15 protein-coding genes and 1 other annotated feature are annotated in these 15,148 nt (G+C 45.9%); of the genes, 1 reads left to right on the top strand and 14 read right to left on the bottom strand.

Annotated features, from left to right (window positions below; translation table 11 throughout):
- Positions 1-68: 68 nt before the first annotated feature.
- From fliE to yunB, 14 genes are all read right to left on the bottom strand, one after another.
- A complete protein-coding gene (gene fliE, locus JOD02_RS00980) occupies positions 69-362 on the bottom strand; it encodes a flagellar hook-basal body complex protein FliE (protein WP_204486114.1) in 294 nt (97 codons plus the stop codon).
- Between the two features lie 15 nt (positions 363-377).
- Positions 378-812, bottom strand: a complete 435-nt coding sequence (gene flgC / locus JOD02_RS00975) for a flagellar basal body rod protein FlgC (RefSeq protein WP_204486112.1) — start codon at positions 810-812, stop codon at positions 378-380.
- 3 nt (positions 813-815) lie between these two features.
- Positions 816-1,223: a flagellar basal body rod protein FlgB gene (flgB, locus tag JOD02_RS00970; protein ID WP_243426253.1), complete on the bottom strand. Its 408-nt coding sequence runs from the start codon at positions 1,221-1,223 to the stop codon at positions 816-818.
- 156 nt (positions 1,224-1,379) lie between these two features.
- Positions 1,380-1,682, bottom strand: coding sequence for a DUF1292 domain-containing protein (locus JOD02_RS00965; RefSeq protein WP_204486108.1), 303 nt, complete (start codon positions 1,680-1,682; stop codon positions 1,380-1,382).
- A gap of 5 nt (positions 1,683-1,687) precedes the next feature.
- Positions 1,688-2,116: a Holliday junction resolvase RuvX gene (gene ruvX, locus JOD02_RS00960; RefSeq protein WP_204486603.1), complete on the bottom strand. Its 429-nt coding sequence runs from the start codon at positions 2,114-2,116 to the stop codon at positions 1,688-1,690.
- 22 nt (positions 2,117-2,138) lie between these two features.
- Complete coding sequence (locus JOD02_RS00955; protein WP_204486106.1) at positions 2,139-3,086, bottom strand: aldo/keto reductase; 948 nt, start codon at positions 3,084-3,086, stop codon at positions 2,139-2,141.
- Between the two features lie 12 nt (positions 3,087-3,098).
- Positions 3,099-3,365 carry an IreB family regulatory phosphoprotein gene (locus JOD02_RS00950; protein ID WP_204486104.1) on the bottom strand — a complete coding sequence of 89 codons (267 nt, stop codon included), beginning with the start codon at positions 3,363-3,365 and terminating at the stop codon, positions 3,099-3,101.
- A 92-nt stretch (positions 3,366-3,457) separates the two neighbouring features.
- On the bottom strand, positions 3,458-6,103 hold the full coding sequence (alaS, locus tag JOD02_RS00945; RefSeq protein ID WP_204486102.1) for an alanine--tRNA ligase: 2,646 nt from the start codon (positions 6,101-6,103) through the stop codon (positions 3,458-3,460).
- 152 nt (positions 6,104-6,255) lie between these two features.
- Complete coding sequence (locus JOD02_RS00940) at positions 6,256-7,302, bottom strand: AI-2E family transporter (protein ID WP_204486100.1); 1,047 nt, start codon at positions 7,300-7,302, stop codon at positions 6,256-6,258.
- A gap of 51 nt (positions 7,303-7,353) precedes the next feature.
- A complete protein-coding gene (locus JOD02_RS00935; RefSeq protein WP_204486098.1) occupies positions 7,354-7,536 on the bottom strand; it encodes a YtxH domain-containing protein in 183 nt (60 codons plus the stop codon).
- Positions 7,537-7,563: 27 nt separating this feature from the next.
- Positions 7,564-8,109 carry a PRC-barrel domain-containing protein gene (locus JOD02_RS00930; protein WP_204486096.1) on the bottom strand — a complete coding sequence of 182 codons (546 nt, stop codon included), beginning with the start codon at positions 8,107-8,109 and terminating at the stop codon, positions 7,564-7,566.
- Positions 8,110-8,282: 173 nt separating this feature from the next.
- Positions 8,283-9,878: a phosphoglycerate dehydrogenase gene (gene serA / locus JOD02_RS00925; protein ID WP_204486094.1), complete on the bottom strand. Its 1,596-nt coding sequence runs from the start codon at positions 9,876-9,878 to the stop codon at positions 8,283-8,285.
- Positions 9,879-9,891: 13 nt separating this feature from the next.
- Entirely contained in the window at positions 9,892-11,040 is a 1,149-nt protein-coding gene (locus JOD02_RS00920; RefSeq protein WP_204486092.1) for a pyridoxal-phosphate-dependent aminotransferase family protein, read from the bottom strand.
- A 54-nt stretch (positions 11,041-11,094) separates the two neighbouring features.
- Positions 11,095-11,302, bottom strand: a binding site (T-box leader).
- Positions 11,303-11,366: 64 nt separating this feature from the next.
- Entirely contained in the window at positions 11,367-12,032 is a 666-nt protein-coding gene (gene yunB / locus JOD02_RS00915; RefSeq protein ID WP_204486090.1) for a sporulation protein YunB, read from the bottom strand.
- A gap of 227 nt (positions 12,033-12,259) precedes the next feature.
- Between yunB and JOD02_RS00910 the strand changes: the two genes are divergently transcribed.
- Complete coding sequence (locus tag JOD02_RS00910; protein WP_204486088.1) at positions 12,260-15,133, top strand: transglycosylase domain-containing protein; 2,874 nt, start codon at positions 12,260-12,262, stop codon at positions 15,131-15,133.
- The last annotated feature ends 15 nt before the right edge of the window (positions 15,134-15,148 follow it).

Below are 15,148 nucleotides of genomic sequence, written 5' to 3'. Positions count from 1 at the left end.
ATCAGCCTTTCGACCTATTTTTCACCATACCCTCAAATTTTGTCGCATAACAAACATATAAAAACAGGTCATATCTGCATGCGCATGATTTCCTGATATGCCTCCAGCAGCTTGTTCCTGACCTGGAGGGTAAACTGAAGTGCTATTTCAGCTTTTTCGGCGTCTATCATGACTTTGTGGAGGCTTTCTGCCTGGCCAGTGGCCAAAAGATAATTGTCGTATGTACTGATTTTCTGCAGCTGCTGTAAATCCGATATGGCTTGCTTCAGCATATCGCCAAAAGATATGCCCCTCTCCTGCTTCCTCAAACTACTGGCTACCCCTGCAATGTCTTTAGAAGCCGTAATAGAGCCCACCTGCACAAAAATTCACCCCTTCTATCTACCGATTTCCAAAGCCTTCATGGCCATATTTTTGGATGCGTTAAAAGCAGTGACATTGGCTTCATAAGAACGTGTAGCCGAAATCATATCAACCATTTCTCTTAAAATTTCCACGTTGGGCATCAATACATACCCATCCTCATCAGCATCGGGATGACCCGGGTCGTAGACCCTTTTGAAAGGCGTGGGATCACCTTGAATCCTCACAGCTTTAACGCCGCCCCCCGAAAATCCGCCCATGCTCTCCCTCAAATACTGACCAAATGGCTTGATATTCTGCTCTTCCCTTACCACCACCACTTTTCGGCGATAGGGCTCCCCTGTTTCCGTCCTGGTAGTCTGAGCATTTGCAATATTTTGAGCGATGACGTCCATACGCAGCTTATTCAACGTAAGAGCCGAAGCGCTTATGTCAAAGGATCTAAACATTTTTTACCTCCTTCCCTCATTTATGACCGCCTTTAATTTACGAAACTCACCCGCTATCTTTTGCACCAATGCATTGTACATAATGGAATTTTTTGCTAGGTTGGTCATCTCCTCATCCATATCAACGTTATTTCCATCTTCCCTCATCTGAGTGCCACCTGTGCGCACAATCCGCGGGCTTACCTGGTCAATAGAGGTTGCACCTATATCAAGGTGTTTGGGCCTCGTCTTTTTACCCTTTAAGGCGCTTGCCTCAATGGCGGACTTTAGCTCCTCTTCAAAAACCACCTTATATTTCTTGTAACCAGGGGTATCGGCGTTGGCGATATTATGGGCTATGACCTCGTTTCGCAACCATGCGGCGTCCAAAGCCTTTTCCAAAATGCCCATATTGGAAAAAAGCCTGTTCAACAATTTTATCACCTTCCAGCCACAATTATCCAATAACACCTATCAACTATAATTCGATAAAAAATTGCAAAATCCTTGTTAATAAAACAAAATTTTTTGCAAAAATAAAAAAGCGCATTGTACAAAATGCGCTTTTTGGAAACTTAATAGTCGTTTTTATCTGTCTTCTTCATCATCGTCAAAGGCCTCTTCCTGAGCCATCACCTGAAGGAAGGCTTGAAACACCTCTTCCAGCTCCTCTTCATCTTCAATAGACACATAGATGTCGTTACCTTCATCATCCTGTTCTACCCTGAGGATAACCACTTCACCCTCTTCAGTATCAATGTCATCTTCCTCTTCCATTGGCAGCAACACCATGTACTCCCTATCACCGAAATCCAAGGTGAGTAGGTGTTCAAACTGCACAACCTCGTTGTTCTCATCGATGAGCTCAATTACGTGAGATTCCATTTCCATGCAAATCAACCTTCTTTCTTTTTATTATTTAAGTAATCCAAGTAGCTTTGAAGAATGAGTACGGCTGCTATCTTGTCAGCCTTTTGCTTCCTCCTGTTACGTCGAACCCCTGCATCGATCATCAACCGATGGGCTGAAAGGGTAGTGAGCCTTTCATCCCAGTAGACAATCTCTCCCGAGTATATGCCCTTGAGCTCTTGGACGAATTGCTTCACCTTTTCAGCCTGTGGGCCCAACGTACCATTCATGTTTACAGGCAGGCCAACCACGACCTTCTCAGGGCGGTACTGTTCCAATATGCTACGCAGGCTCGAAAACAGCTTACCCTTATCAGACTTTTCTAAAGTATGGAGTCCCTGTGCTGTCCACCCCATGGTATCGCTGACAGCTACCCCTATTCGCTTATCGCCTACGTCCAAGGCCAGTATCCTCACCACGTAATCCCTTCCTGAAAAATCATATTACTTTTATTGCCAGATCAGGGCAAACGCTCCCACAATAGCCACATAGTATACACTTTCTATGTTCAACCTGTGCTTTGCCTTCCTCACCTATGGTCAAAGCGCCTTGCAGACAGCGATCTACGCATCTACCGCATCCAGTACACCAGTCTTGTATCAACAGCATCCTCTTATAGGATTTCAAAACCGTCTCCAGATTATGCGGTATCTCCCTCGTTTCAAAAAAGCTGACGTTAGCCCATACCTCTTCTATCCTCTGCATGCCTATAGCAATCGAATGGACGTACGGGAAATCCAAAACATACTTCAAAGCCTGCTTCATTTCAGAAATAAGGTGTCCTCCTCCCAAAGGCTTCATGGCATATATGCCTTTACCGTTTTTATATGCCAACTCTATGGCGGCCGTCATGTCCTCAAGGGTGCCATCCACAATGCCCACCCCACGGAAGTTGAGTATAGGGTGTATGACATCGATCTCTTCCATGCCAGCCGCTGCTTTCACTGCAGCCACATAGTGGGTAGATATCCCGACTGCCCGTATAACCCCTTCCTTTTTTTTGGCTATAAAATATTCCAATGCCTGCCTATGGCCTTTTAGAGTAAGAGGACCTTCCTGTTCATGAAGCAAAAATATGTCTATATAGTCACGCCCTATACCCTTAAGGGCCCTTTCCAACGTCTCACGGGCGGTATAGGCATCATAAGCGTACGACTTGGATGCTACCACAAGGTCCTTGTGCGACTTCAAAACCTCTCGTATATAAGGGTATGTGCCGTACAGGTCTGCCGTGTCGATGAAATTAACCCCCAATTCCACAGCCTTTCGTATGACCTCTACTCCTTCGCCGAGAGGGAGATTCCTCTGCAGAGGCCCTATGGTCAGGCTTCCAAAGCACAGCTTCGACACCACAATGGGCGTCTTGCCCAGCCTGTTGTACTGCATGGCCATCGCCTTCTATTGAGTGCGGTTGTGCTCTATATAGAATCGGAGCAGCTCCTCAAGCAGCTCATCCCTCTCAAGCTTCCTTATGATAGCACGAGCATTTTTATGGCTGGTTATATACGTTGGATCGCCCGATATAAAATATCCTACCAATTGATTTATGGGGTTATAGCCTTTTTCCTCCAGCGCTTGATAAACGCTGAGAAGGATATCCTTTGGGGTCTCGGATACCTCTTTTTTGAGCCTAAACATCATGGTCTCCTGAGAATCGCGGTTCATAAAAATATACCTGCCTTCAAAATGAACTCTTCAGAGTCTATCATACTCTATTTTGTAACTTTTTTCAAACATAAAAATGAGGGTTTTATTATTCATTTTATACCCAGCTGCTTAGCAAGCAAAACACACACCTGGCTCAAAGCCTCTTGAAGCTTGCTGGCATCCTTACCCCCGGCCTGGGCCATGTCAGGGCGCCCACCACCTCCCCCACCTGTTATTTTAGCCACTTCGCGCAGCAAATTGCCTACATGTACCCCTTTGGCCACAGCATCCTTGGTCGCACCAGCAACAAAGTGCACTTTTCCGTCGCTTGCGGTAGCCAGCACCACAACTCCCACTCTCATTTTATCCTTCATAACATCCATCATGTGGCGTAAACCTTCAATGTCCTGGCCTTCTACGTTGGCGGCAATGCATTTTATTCCGCCTATCTCCTGACCGGCTTCAATCAGCGAATCCACAAGGCTTGATGCCAGTTTTGCACGTAAATTCGCAATCTCCCTCTCCTGCTCTTTTATTTGTGCAATCAATCCCTGGACTCTTCCTTCAAGGTCAAAGGGATTGGTCTTAAGTTCCCTACAAACATATCCTATAAGCCGATCTTGGTTCAAAATATGGTTGTACACCTCAAATCCAGTTATGGCTTCAACCCTTCTTACACCTGCTGCAACCCCAGATTCGCTGACTATCTTGAACATTCCCGCCTGCCCGGTATTGGTAAGGTGTGTGCCCCCGCACAGCTCTATGCTGAAATCCCCAATTTTGACCACACGCACCCTATCGCCGTATTTTTCTCCAAACAACGCTATGGCCCTCATCTCTTTAGCCTCATCAAATGTGGTTTCAAAAACCTCTACAGGAATTGCCTCCATAATCTTCTGGTTGACCAGCCTTTCCACCTTAAGTATTTCCTCACTGGACAGGGCAGAAAAATGCGAAAAGTCAAAGCGCAATCTCTGAGGCGTCACCAGAGACCCGGCCTGCTCTACATGTGGGCCCAAAACTTCTCTGAGGGCACTATGCAGCAGATGGGTGGCTGTGTGGTTCCGGGCAGCGGCCAATCTGGCCTCCCTATCCACCACGGCATGTACCACATCGCCCTGCTCTAAGGTACCCTCAATCATCCTGCCGTAATGTATTATCTTGTTCCCAAAGAGCTTTTTTACATCGCGTATTTCCATCCTGCCATTATCCCACAGCAACAAGCCTTGATCGGCAACCTGGCCACCGCTTTCGGCATAAAAGGGGCTTTGGTCCAGCACTACCGCTATTTCATCGCCTTGTGCAGCGCTTTGAACCCTGGTATCATCCTTTATGATGGCCAGTACACGGCTATGACTTTCAAGGGCATGATAACCCACAAAACGGGTTGAAACCTCTGCATCGATCAGCTTGTATACGTTGCTGTCCATACCCATGTAGTCGGTTATACGGTGTGCGGCCCTGGCCCTTTCGCGCTGGACCTCCATTTCCCGCCTAAAGCCCTCCTCATCCACTTCGAGGCCTTCTTCCTGCAAAATCTCCTTGGTGAGGTCTAATGGGAATCCATAGGTGTCATACAGCTTAAATGCCTTCACTCCGTCCAGCACCTTTTGACCCTGTTCCTTTAATTCATCCATGTACTCCCTCAAGTATGCCAGCCCCTGGTCAATGGTCTCCCTGAAGCGCTCCTCCTCTATCTCTATTACCTTCAGTATATATTCCTCTCTCTCTTTAAGTTCGGGATAGGCATTACAGGATTGACTGATGACCGTTTTTGCAAGTCGGCTCAAAAAAGGCCCTTCTATTCCCAACAGCCTCCCATGGCGTGCCGCCCTCCTCAAAATCCTGCGCAGCACATATCCACGCCCCTCATTGGAAGGCAGTATCCCATCTCCCACCATAAAAGTGGTGCTGCGTATGTGGTCAGTAATAACCCTCAAAGACACATCGGTTTTGTATGATTCACCATACTCAATACCGGCAATCTGGCTTATGTGGTCAAGTATGCTCCTTATGGTATCGACCTCAAAGATGGAGTCCACCCCTTGCATGATGGCGGCAATCCTTTCAAGCCCCATGCCGGTGTCTATGTTGGGATGCGGAAGAGGATGATAATTTCCCTCTTCGTCTTTGTTGAACTGGGTAAACACCAGATTCCAAAACTCCACAAACCGGTCACAATCACATCCAGGCCTGCAATCAGGCTTGCCACACCCTTTATCGGGTCCTCTGTCAAAGTATATCTCAGAGCAGGGACCACACGGCCCTGTACCTATCTCCCAGAAGTTGTCTTCCTTACCCATCCTAACGATTTTATGCTCGGGAAGCCCAACGACCCTGTGCCAGATTTCAAATGCCTCGTCGTCCTGCTCATATATGCTGGCCCAAAGCCTATCCTCCGGCAGTTTGAGGTCCTGTGTGACAAATTCCCATGCCCACTCAATGGCCTCTTTTTTGAAATAATCGCCAAATGAGAAATTGCCCAGCATCTCAAAAAAAGTGGCGTGCCTGGCAGTCTTGCCAACCCTTTCTATATCGGGGGTGCGTATGCACTTCTGGCATGTCGCAATCCTCTTTTTAGGAGGCTTCTCCTGCCCGGTAAAATATGGCTTAAGAGGAGCCATACCTGCATTTATGAGCAAAAGGCTTTTATCCTTCTGGGGAATCAACGAAAAACTCGGCAATATGAGGTGGTCTTTCCCCCTGAAAAACTCCAAAAATCTCGTCCTGATCTCGTTAAGGCCCAACTTCTCCATATATGTATTCCTCCTCATAAAACAATTAAATAGAGTCGGACGTGTGCACATGTTCTCTGCTTAATAAAAAAAGCTTAAAAAGGCAAATTCTGCCCCCTCCTGCTATTTACTCATGATTATATAGAACCCTAGATGTTTTGTCAAATCCTGTTTTAATGGGATATGGTCACTATGCTCAGATATACGTTTTTTATTATAACCCGTATTATGAGCACCACTGGTACAGCAAGAAGCATGCCCATTATTCCATAGAATATTCCGCCAATCCATAAAGATAGTATTATATAAACTGGGTGGAGGCCTACATGGTCCCCCATGATTTTGGGCGTGATAAAGCTGCCTTCCAGTTGCTGTACCGCTATCATCACCGCTATAGCCCACACAATTTTTGAAGGGGCGTTAAGCGCAGTAATGACGACAGCCGGCACCGCACCCAACCAAGGCCCAAAATACGGTATTATCTCAAATATACCGGCCACGATTCCCAGGGTTAAAGCATACGGGATTCTTAGGACCAAAAAACCCAGCGTGGTAAATACCCCTATTACCAGCGATATGATGACCTGGCTTCTTATAAAACGGTTGAGTATGTAGTGGACCTCTGAAAAGGTACGCGTCACACCTTTTCTGTATCTGCTAGGGATGACGTTGACCATGAGCTTTTTGAAGTATTTCCTGTCCTTTAGGAAATAAAAGCTCAGCACCGGTATCATCAACAGCTCGGATATGCCCGATGCGCCATTCATAAAACCTTCTATGGTATCCCTCGTGACCCCGATAAGCCGCCTCTGTATATCTTCTATGGTCTCTTCTAAGGCCTGTTGTACGCTATAGGGAAGTCCCATCCTTTTGAGGCGTAATTGGATTTCAGCCACCAGCTGCTTTAACCGATGAGCATATTCTGGAATATATTCACTAAGAGAAACAACTTGTCTTACAAAAGGCGGTATTATCAGGAATGCAATGGCACCCAACATCAGCAGCAAGCTGCTAAACAGCACTATTATTGCAACATGCCGCGGCATAAATCTTTCCAGCCACTCGCTTGCCGGCAACAAAATATATGAAATCATCATTGCAAAAAATACCACGCGGAATACGCTGAGCAATTTACCCCAATGTCGGACCACAATAACCATCAAAATGAAAAGGACCAGCAATACCAGGCCAACCACGATATGCCTTCTGTGTGTCTTCACATGCCCGCCTCCATTTTCATATTAAAATAGGCCCGTTTCCGGGCCTATGGCTTATTTCCTTTCCTTCATTTCTGACAACATGTTGGCCATGATCTGAGAAGCATTGTCCATAATATTCTTGCTGCTGCCCCAAAATTTCCGTTTCATCTCATTATCTTTGCCTGGCATAAAGAGCATGCTTGCAGCAATGCCTACCATGCTCCCAGCTATAAAACCCCTTAAATACTTGTTCACTGCTGTTCCACTCCCTTCCTTAAAGTTTTATTGGATGTCCAGCAAACTCTTAATACCCTTATTATAAGCCTTTATGTGCTGGATCTGTTCCATAGAAACAATCACCGCATTTTCCATCACGCTGTTGGATGCGTCATACGGAAGGATATATCGCCCTTCCAAGAGGTCATCGATAAAACCCCTAGAAATTTCAAATCCCTCTATTTTGCCATCGTTGGGATCAAGAATTATATCGCTTATAGTTCCCAACTCCTGCCCATTTCCTGTTAAAAGCTGGCGCCCCAGAATCTTTCTCCCATATTCTTCATTTCCTTCAATAATCAAAGAGGAGGATTGCTTGCTATCCCACAACGGTTCCTCCGCAATAACTGCGTGCCTGCCTATGGCCCTTATCTTTTCCAGAGGGATGTGCTTCCTTTTTTCAAAAAGTCCCTCAGTTGACACAACCAACCCCCTTATTTTTTGATGGCCGTGCTTAAATATTATATCTACTACCACACCCATCCTTTTACCTGACCTTGCCGATATGACAGGCAATCCCAAAATCCATCCCCTTTTCATTCCCTGCAGCATTCCCCAAGCATCCCCAATGGCATCAACCCCACTTTTTCATCTGTTTACGTTCTTATTATCCCTCAATGTTCAAAAAAAGATGACATGGACAATAATTGTAATTTTTGACAAAAAACAAAGCCGGCGTTAAGCCAGCTATCATAGCTATTCTTTAGTTTTTCCATTCGGTTAAATCACAGCTTTATAAAGCTTACCCTCAAAACATTATCCAGCATCTCAATTTGCTTCAAAGCTTGAGGAGAGACTTCTTGGTCAACGTTGAGCACCATCAAAGCCTTACCTTCTTTGCGGTTTTGACTGACCCTCATGGTCTCAATGTTGACGTTTTCATTCCCAAGGATGGTACCGATCTTGCCTATGACACCAGGCCTGTCATAGTTCTGTATGATCAACATATACGGGGTGGGTTCAAAGTCCACTTCGTATCCTCCAAAATTGACTATCCTTATTTCATCCTTACCAAACACGGTTCCCGCAAAAGTTACTTCTTTCTTGTTGTTGGTGACCTTGACTGTGATCAAGTTGGTATAATGCTCCACCTCACTACTGATGCTCTCGATCACTTCGATGCCCCTGTCCTTTATGAGCATTTCCACATTTACAAAGTTGACTCGCTCCTCTATAATGGGCTCAAGCAGGCCCGATAGATACGAAAGGGTGATTATCTTAGTCTCCTGTTTGGCTATATCGCCGCTGTATATGACCTCAACCTTTTGTACAGGGAGCTTTTCCGCCCGATAGTACAGCCTGCCCATAATTTCAGCAAGCTTGAGGAAAGGCGACAGGGCATGTATATTTCGCACATGGAGCCCCTGCAAGTTCACGGCATTGACTATATTCCCTTTTAGGGCTTCGGATACCTGTTTAGCGATCTCCAGCCCAACGTTTTCCTGAGCTTCTTCGGTGGAAGCTCCCAAGTGGGGCGTATATATCACGTTTTCAAGCTCCAGCAGCTTATGAGAAAACTCGACGCCGCCTGGCATCTCTTTGGGCTCCTTTTCAAACACGTCAATGGCTGCGCCGGCAATCCTGCCGCTCTTCAATGCGTTATATAGGGCCTCCTCGTCCACCAGCCCTCCGCGGGCACAGTTTATGATTCTCAAGTTAGGCTTTGCCATCGCGAGCTCCTTCTCGCCGATTATGCCCACCGTCTCATCGGTCTTGGGAAGGTGTATGGTTATAAAATCGGCCACTTTCATGACCTCTTCGATGGAGCTCAACCGCTTAACGCCTAACTTTTCAAACCTTTCATCAGTTATATAGGGGTCATACCCCATGACGTTCATGCCCAGGGCTTTGAGCCTTGTTGCCACATTGGAACCTATTCTACCAAGCCCCAGGATCACCACCGTCTTGTTATAAAGCTCAACGCCTTTAAACTTGCTGCGAATCCACTTGCCGCTCTTTAAAGCGGTATACGCTTGCGGTATATTCCGTGCCAAAGCCAGCATCAAAGCGATGGTGTGTTCAGCAGTGGATATGTTGTTGCTCTCGGGAGTGTTTACCACTATAATTCCCTTTCTGGTAGCCGTTTCAACATCGATGTTGTCCACCCCGGTACCAGCACGGCCTATTACCTTTAGGTTAACCCCCCTTTCTATGACTTCAGCGTTCACCTTTGTAGCGCTCCTGACAATAAGGGCATCATACTCCCCTATGCATTCAAGCAGTGCCTGCGGGGTAAGGTCTGTGCGCTCGTCAACCTCAAAATCCTTGCGCAGCAGCTCTATGCCGCACTTGGCTATCTTCTCTGTAACCAATATCTTCATCGCACTCATCACCTCACATCTTTAGCGTCTTAAGAGCGGCTGTCACACCCGCTCCAAGCTCCATCTTGTAACCCGCCTTGACTAAGGATAATTCCAGAGCCGTAATTGTTTTCAAAAGGTCAAATCCATCCACATAGCCCATATGGCCAATACGCATGATCTTCCCTTTAAGGTGTTGCTGCCCACCCGTTACCATTATGTCATACTGCAGGTTCATGGTCTTGCGCACCTGGTCTATGTCTATTCCCTCGGGGGCTTTAATGGATGTGATAAGGTCGGAGGCATACCTCTCATCCGCAAAGAGCTCCAAACCCAAAGCCTTAACCGCAGCCCTGCATGCTTGAGCCAAGTTTTTGTGCCGTGCAAAGATGTTCTCCAGCCCTTCTTCAAGGATCATATCCAGCGATTCGCTGGCCGCTATCACAAGAGTGACGGCTGTGGTATAAGGCGTGGTATTATCGTTCAGCGATTTTCTGTAAGCAAGGAAGTCAAAATAAAACTTAGGCAGCTTTGATTTTTCAATGGCACTCCAGGCTTTTTCGCTCACGCTCACAAACGCCAATCCAGGAGGCAACATCAGCGCTTTTTGTGAACCAGCAACCACTATGTCAATACCCCACTCGTCGGTCTTGACCTCCATCCCACCCAGGGAGCTTATGGCGTCCACGATATACAGGCAATCGCGGCCCTTGAGCACTTCTCCAATGCCCTTTATATCATTTGCCACGCCAGTAGAAGTCTCGTTATGTGTTACAAAGACTCCTTTTACCCCATCGCCTTCCGGACTATCCAAAAATCTCTTTACCTCTTCCGGGTCAATGCCATGTCCCCATGGAACGCTTATGACTTTTACGTCTAACCCAAAGCGAGTGGTTATCTTGACAAACCGATCCCCAAACACCCCTGTGCTGACCACCAACACCTTATCCCCAGGAGAAAACGCATTGGCTACCGCTGCTTCCATGCCACCGGTTCCAGACGATACCAACGTCAGTACCAGGTTGTGAGTCTGAAAGACCTTCTTGAGGTTTTCGTTCATCTTGACAAAGTAGTGTTCAAACTCCTTGGTTCGGTGGTGGATGATCTGCCTTGCCATGGTCTCTCTGACCCTATGGGGAATCATGGTAGGCCCTGGAGTCATAAGCAACTTGTCCCTTCTCATTTAAATTACCTCCTCGCTTAAAACTCTACAAAAATTTAAAACCCGTCCTTGGAAGCCAAGGACGGGAATGCCTTCACGTGGTGCCACCTTGTTTCGTCCGGGAATATCCGGACCTCATTTGGGATAACGGCTTTCACCGGCATTGGTTATTTCCCAACCAACTCCGAGGTGGATTCAATAGGGCCGCCTTGGCAGCTCGCACCAACCGCTACCTCTCTGAACAGGCTCCTCCCTATTTACTATTCCTCTTCATCGCCTTTGCTTTGTTTTATTTTATCGTTAATTTTACAACAAACCTTACGATATGTCAATCGCTTTTTGGTATTTTACGGCCCTGGTACCAGGTTTAAAATATCATCTTTTCCTCCTTCTCCTACATTGATGTAATAATCGGGTACATCGCCGACAATTATGGTTTCTGTAATGGGAATCCTCGCCTTCACGCTGGCAGTATCGCTACCCAAAGGAACAACTATGCGTACATTGGCCTCCATGACCATGTAAATTTTGTGGCGCGTCTGGTTTATGCCAGCGTTTTCAAATTCGGTGGCAAAATCTATAGATACCGACCCTATAGGTATAATGGTGACCTTCAGCCTCGGACCTAATCCAGCCAATATTTTGCTGTTGAATATTGAACCAAGGGGTATGTATATACCTTCTGCGCCCATTGAACGTATTTCTTCCTGGGCCACGCTGGAGGTTTCGCTGGCTAAAGCATTCATCTTTATGGTATTGGCCTGAATTAGCGATATCTTACCCTCTCTATCGGTCATCACATTTATGAGGTCGGTATATTTTATGTCGCTGTTCAATACCTTTTTAACGGCATTGTTCATAGCCTTGATAGCTATATACCTCACTTGGGCTTCCGACATGGCTATGACGGTAGGCTTTATACCTCTATCTATGACCAAGAATACAAAAGATGCCATTGTAAATAAAATAAATATAATGAAGAAAGATTTATATAGCTTTCTTTTGCGTTTCATGAAGACACACCCCCTCTACAGTTTATGAAATGTATTCACAAATTGTTACTTAAATTATTCTGTATCTTTTGCAGTCCCTCAAAACATGAATTCTTCAATGCTCTATATTCTGTAATACAACGTTAGTAAAGCACACGCGGAATTTTAATGGGATTTTCATAAAGATTATGGTATAATAAAAAAAACGAATTGTATCCGATACTCACTTTTGGGACTGGAGGGTAACGATGAAGAGAGATAATAAATCTTTTGACAGTAAAAACGAGAGCCTCAAAAAAAGCAGGCACGGAATAAAAAATTATTTTAAGAAAAAGGCTGGTCCACCCAATTTCATATTGTCTGTGTTCGTCACCACGTTGAAGATGTTCTTGGTTCTGTTTATACTCCTAGGCTTTGCAGCATTCGGGGCGTTCCTGGGCATAGCAAAAGGATACCTTGATGCCACCCCTACCCTTGACCTGGAGCGCATTGAAAACCAGAGTGAGGCTTCTTTTATATATGACAGATATGGCAACCTAATTACTCCATATTACGGGCTTGAAAATCGTGTGTGGGCTTCATTGGATGAAATTCCCAAGATGCTTCAAGACGCCGTCATCGCCGTTGAAGACGTGCGCTTTTATTCCCATTCGGGAATTGATTTCAAGCGTCTGGTAGGTGCCATTATAAACAACCTTCGCAATGAATCCATACAGGGTGCCAGCACCATTACCCAACAGCTCATAAAAAACACCTTGTTGACACCCGAACGCTCCTATAAGCGCAAGATACAGGAAGCCTATCTCGCTATTCAGCTCGAACAAAAATACACAAAAGAGCAGATACTCGAGGCATACCTCAACACCAGCTACTTTGGAAGCGGAAATTATGGAGTCAAGGCAGCAGCCCAGGATTATTTTGGCAAGGAACTTAAAGACTTAACGCTGAGGGAATGTGCTGTCCTGGCAGGGATACTTAGGAACCCCTATTACTATGACCCTAGAAAAAATCTGTACGACCCCACCAGAAAACCGGAGATAACTTACAATCGTACCAATCTAGTATTGCGCCTCATGTATGAAAACGGCTTTATCACAAAAGAGCAATACGAGGAAGCAAAGCTTGACCCCACCAAGTCTCCCGAAGAACAGGGTTTTTATGTAATAGAAACGTCCAACCGTAACTCCCTCTATCCTATGCCCTATTTTGTAGAGTATGTCATACTGGACGTCCGTGACAGGCTAATGGAACACTTTGGCTGGACTGGCGACGAAGGCCGCCAAAAAGCCATGAAGCTGATTCAGGAAGGTGGCCTCAAGATATATACCACGGTAGACCCTGAAATACAAAAAGCGGTTGAAGAAGCTGTATACAATTACAAAAATCTTCCGCCGCTAGCCAACGCTAAAGATAAGGTCATAAAGGACAATCAGGGAAATGAGATACAGCAACCCCAGGCAGCAGCTGTAGTAATAGACCATACCACTGGCGAGATCCGAGCCATTGTAGGCGGTAGAACTCCTCCACAGGGCCGCTTCTGGACCAACAGGGTCATGCAGCCTTTAGCTGTGGGTTCGGCGATAAAACCCCTATCGGTATACGGGCCTTTTATTGAAGCTGGATATCCTGGTGGCATAATACTTGAAGACGTACCCGTCCCTATCAAGGGTTTGGAAAAGCAATGGGACGGAAGGGGCTATCCCCTCAATTATGACCGCAAATTCAGTGGACTTGTCGATGTGCGCAAAGCCATACAAAATTCCATAAACGTAGCAGCAGCCAGAATAGTTCAGGAACGCGTAGGTCCCGATTATTCGGCTGAAAAGCTGCTTGAACTTGGTATAACCAGCCCTCATTATGTAAATGAAAAATTGGTCACCAACCTCGCTCTTGGCCAAAACGGCATAAACATGGTCGAAATGGCAGCTGCGTATGCCGCCATAGCCAATAAAGGCATTTATCAAACTCCTGTATCGTTTACAAAAGTACTCGACAAAAACGGAAATGAGATTCTAAACAAAGACAACTTCCAGATAAAGAGGGTGGTGTTCAAAGAAAGCACCGCTTTTATCCTGACCGACTGGATGGAAACGGTGGTAAACAGCGGCACCGGCAGCAGAGCCAGGTTTTCCAAGCCCATGCATATTGCCGGAAAGACGGGTACTCTCAATGATTGGAAAGGCGTTTACTTTGCCGGATTTACCCCTTACTACACCGCAACAGTATGGATCGGCCATGACTTATGGAAACCTTTAAAGAACGGTGTACAGGGTGGACATTACGCCGCTCCCTTGTGGAAGGCGGTAATGGAACCTATTCACAAGAATCTACAAAACCGGCCGTTTTATGACAAGCCACCTGAAGGGGTGGTACGCCTCACTGTGTGTGGAATATCGGGTAAGCTGCCTAACGGCACGCTGTGCGATGACCATTTGGTAAACGAGTGGTTTCCAGTAGAAGCGGTTCCAAAGGAAAAATGCGATGTTCATAAGGAAGTTGAGATATGTCAATATTCCGGGAAACTCGCTTCGCCTTACTGTCCGAGAGAAAACGTAGTTAAAAAATCGGTGGTCGTATTGCCGGAAAATTCACTGCTCAGACAGTTAAGCGAGGAGGAGTTGCAAAAATATCTGCCAGGGGCATTCAAAGATGCGGTTGACTTTGCAATGCTGGATTACAACAAGCCGGAAGACAGACAGTATTTCTGTCCATTGCATACCCAAGAATGGTATAATTCACAACAATTGCAGGAAAGCCTGTACAAACAAGCTCAGGAACTCATAAACTCGGTACGAGCCAAGATGTCTGATCCCAAGTACAAAGACAGGTTGAGCAATGAGGCGCGTACTTCTCTGGAAAAGGCCATTGAAGCACTGCTCCACAGCTTTAATCAGGCAACCATCAAACCTCCAAAAGAAGGTGAACCGCCGTTAACGCAGCTACCACCATTTGATCCAAAACCAATACAGCAGAATATGGACTATTTAACCGAGCTTTCAAGAATAATTTTTGAGTCCATAGACAAGGAGATTGAGAATGAAACCCCCACTCTAAATCAATCGTCTTCTTTCTTTGACAACAACAGAAACAGGCATAACAATAAAAGAGGGGCATCGGATTGACGTGCCCCTCTTTTT

Source organism: Caldicoprobacter guelmensis, assembly GCF_016908415.1.
GTDB classification, from domain to species: domain Bacteria; phylum Bacillota; class Clostridia; order Caldicoprobacterales; family Caldicoprobacteraceae; genus Caldicoprobacter; species Caldicoprobacter guelmensis.
The sequence above is the reverse complement of the archived record's forward strand: the minus strand, read 5'-3'. Positions and strand labels throughout refer to the sequence as shown.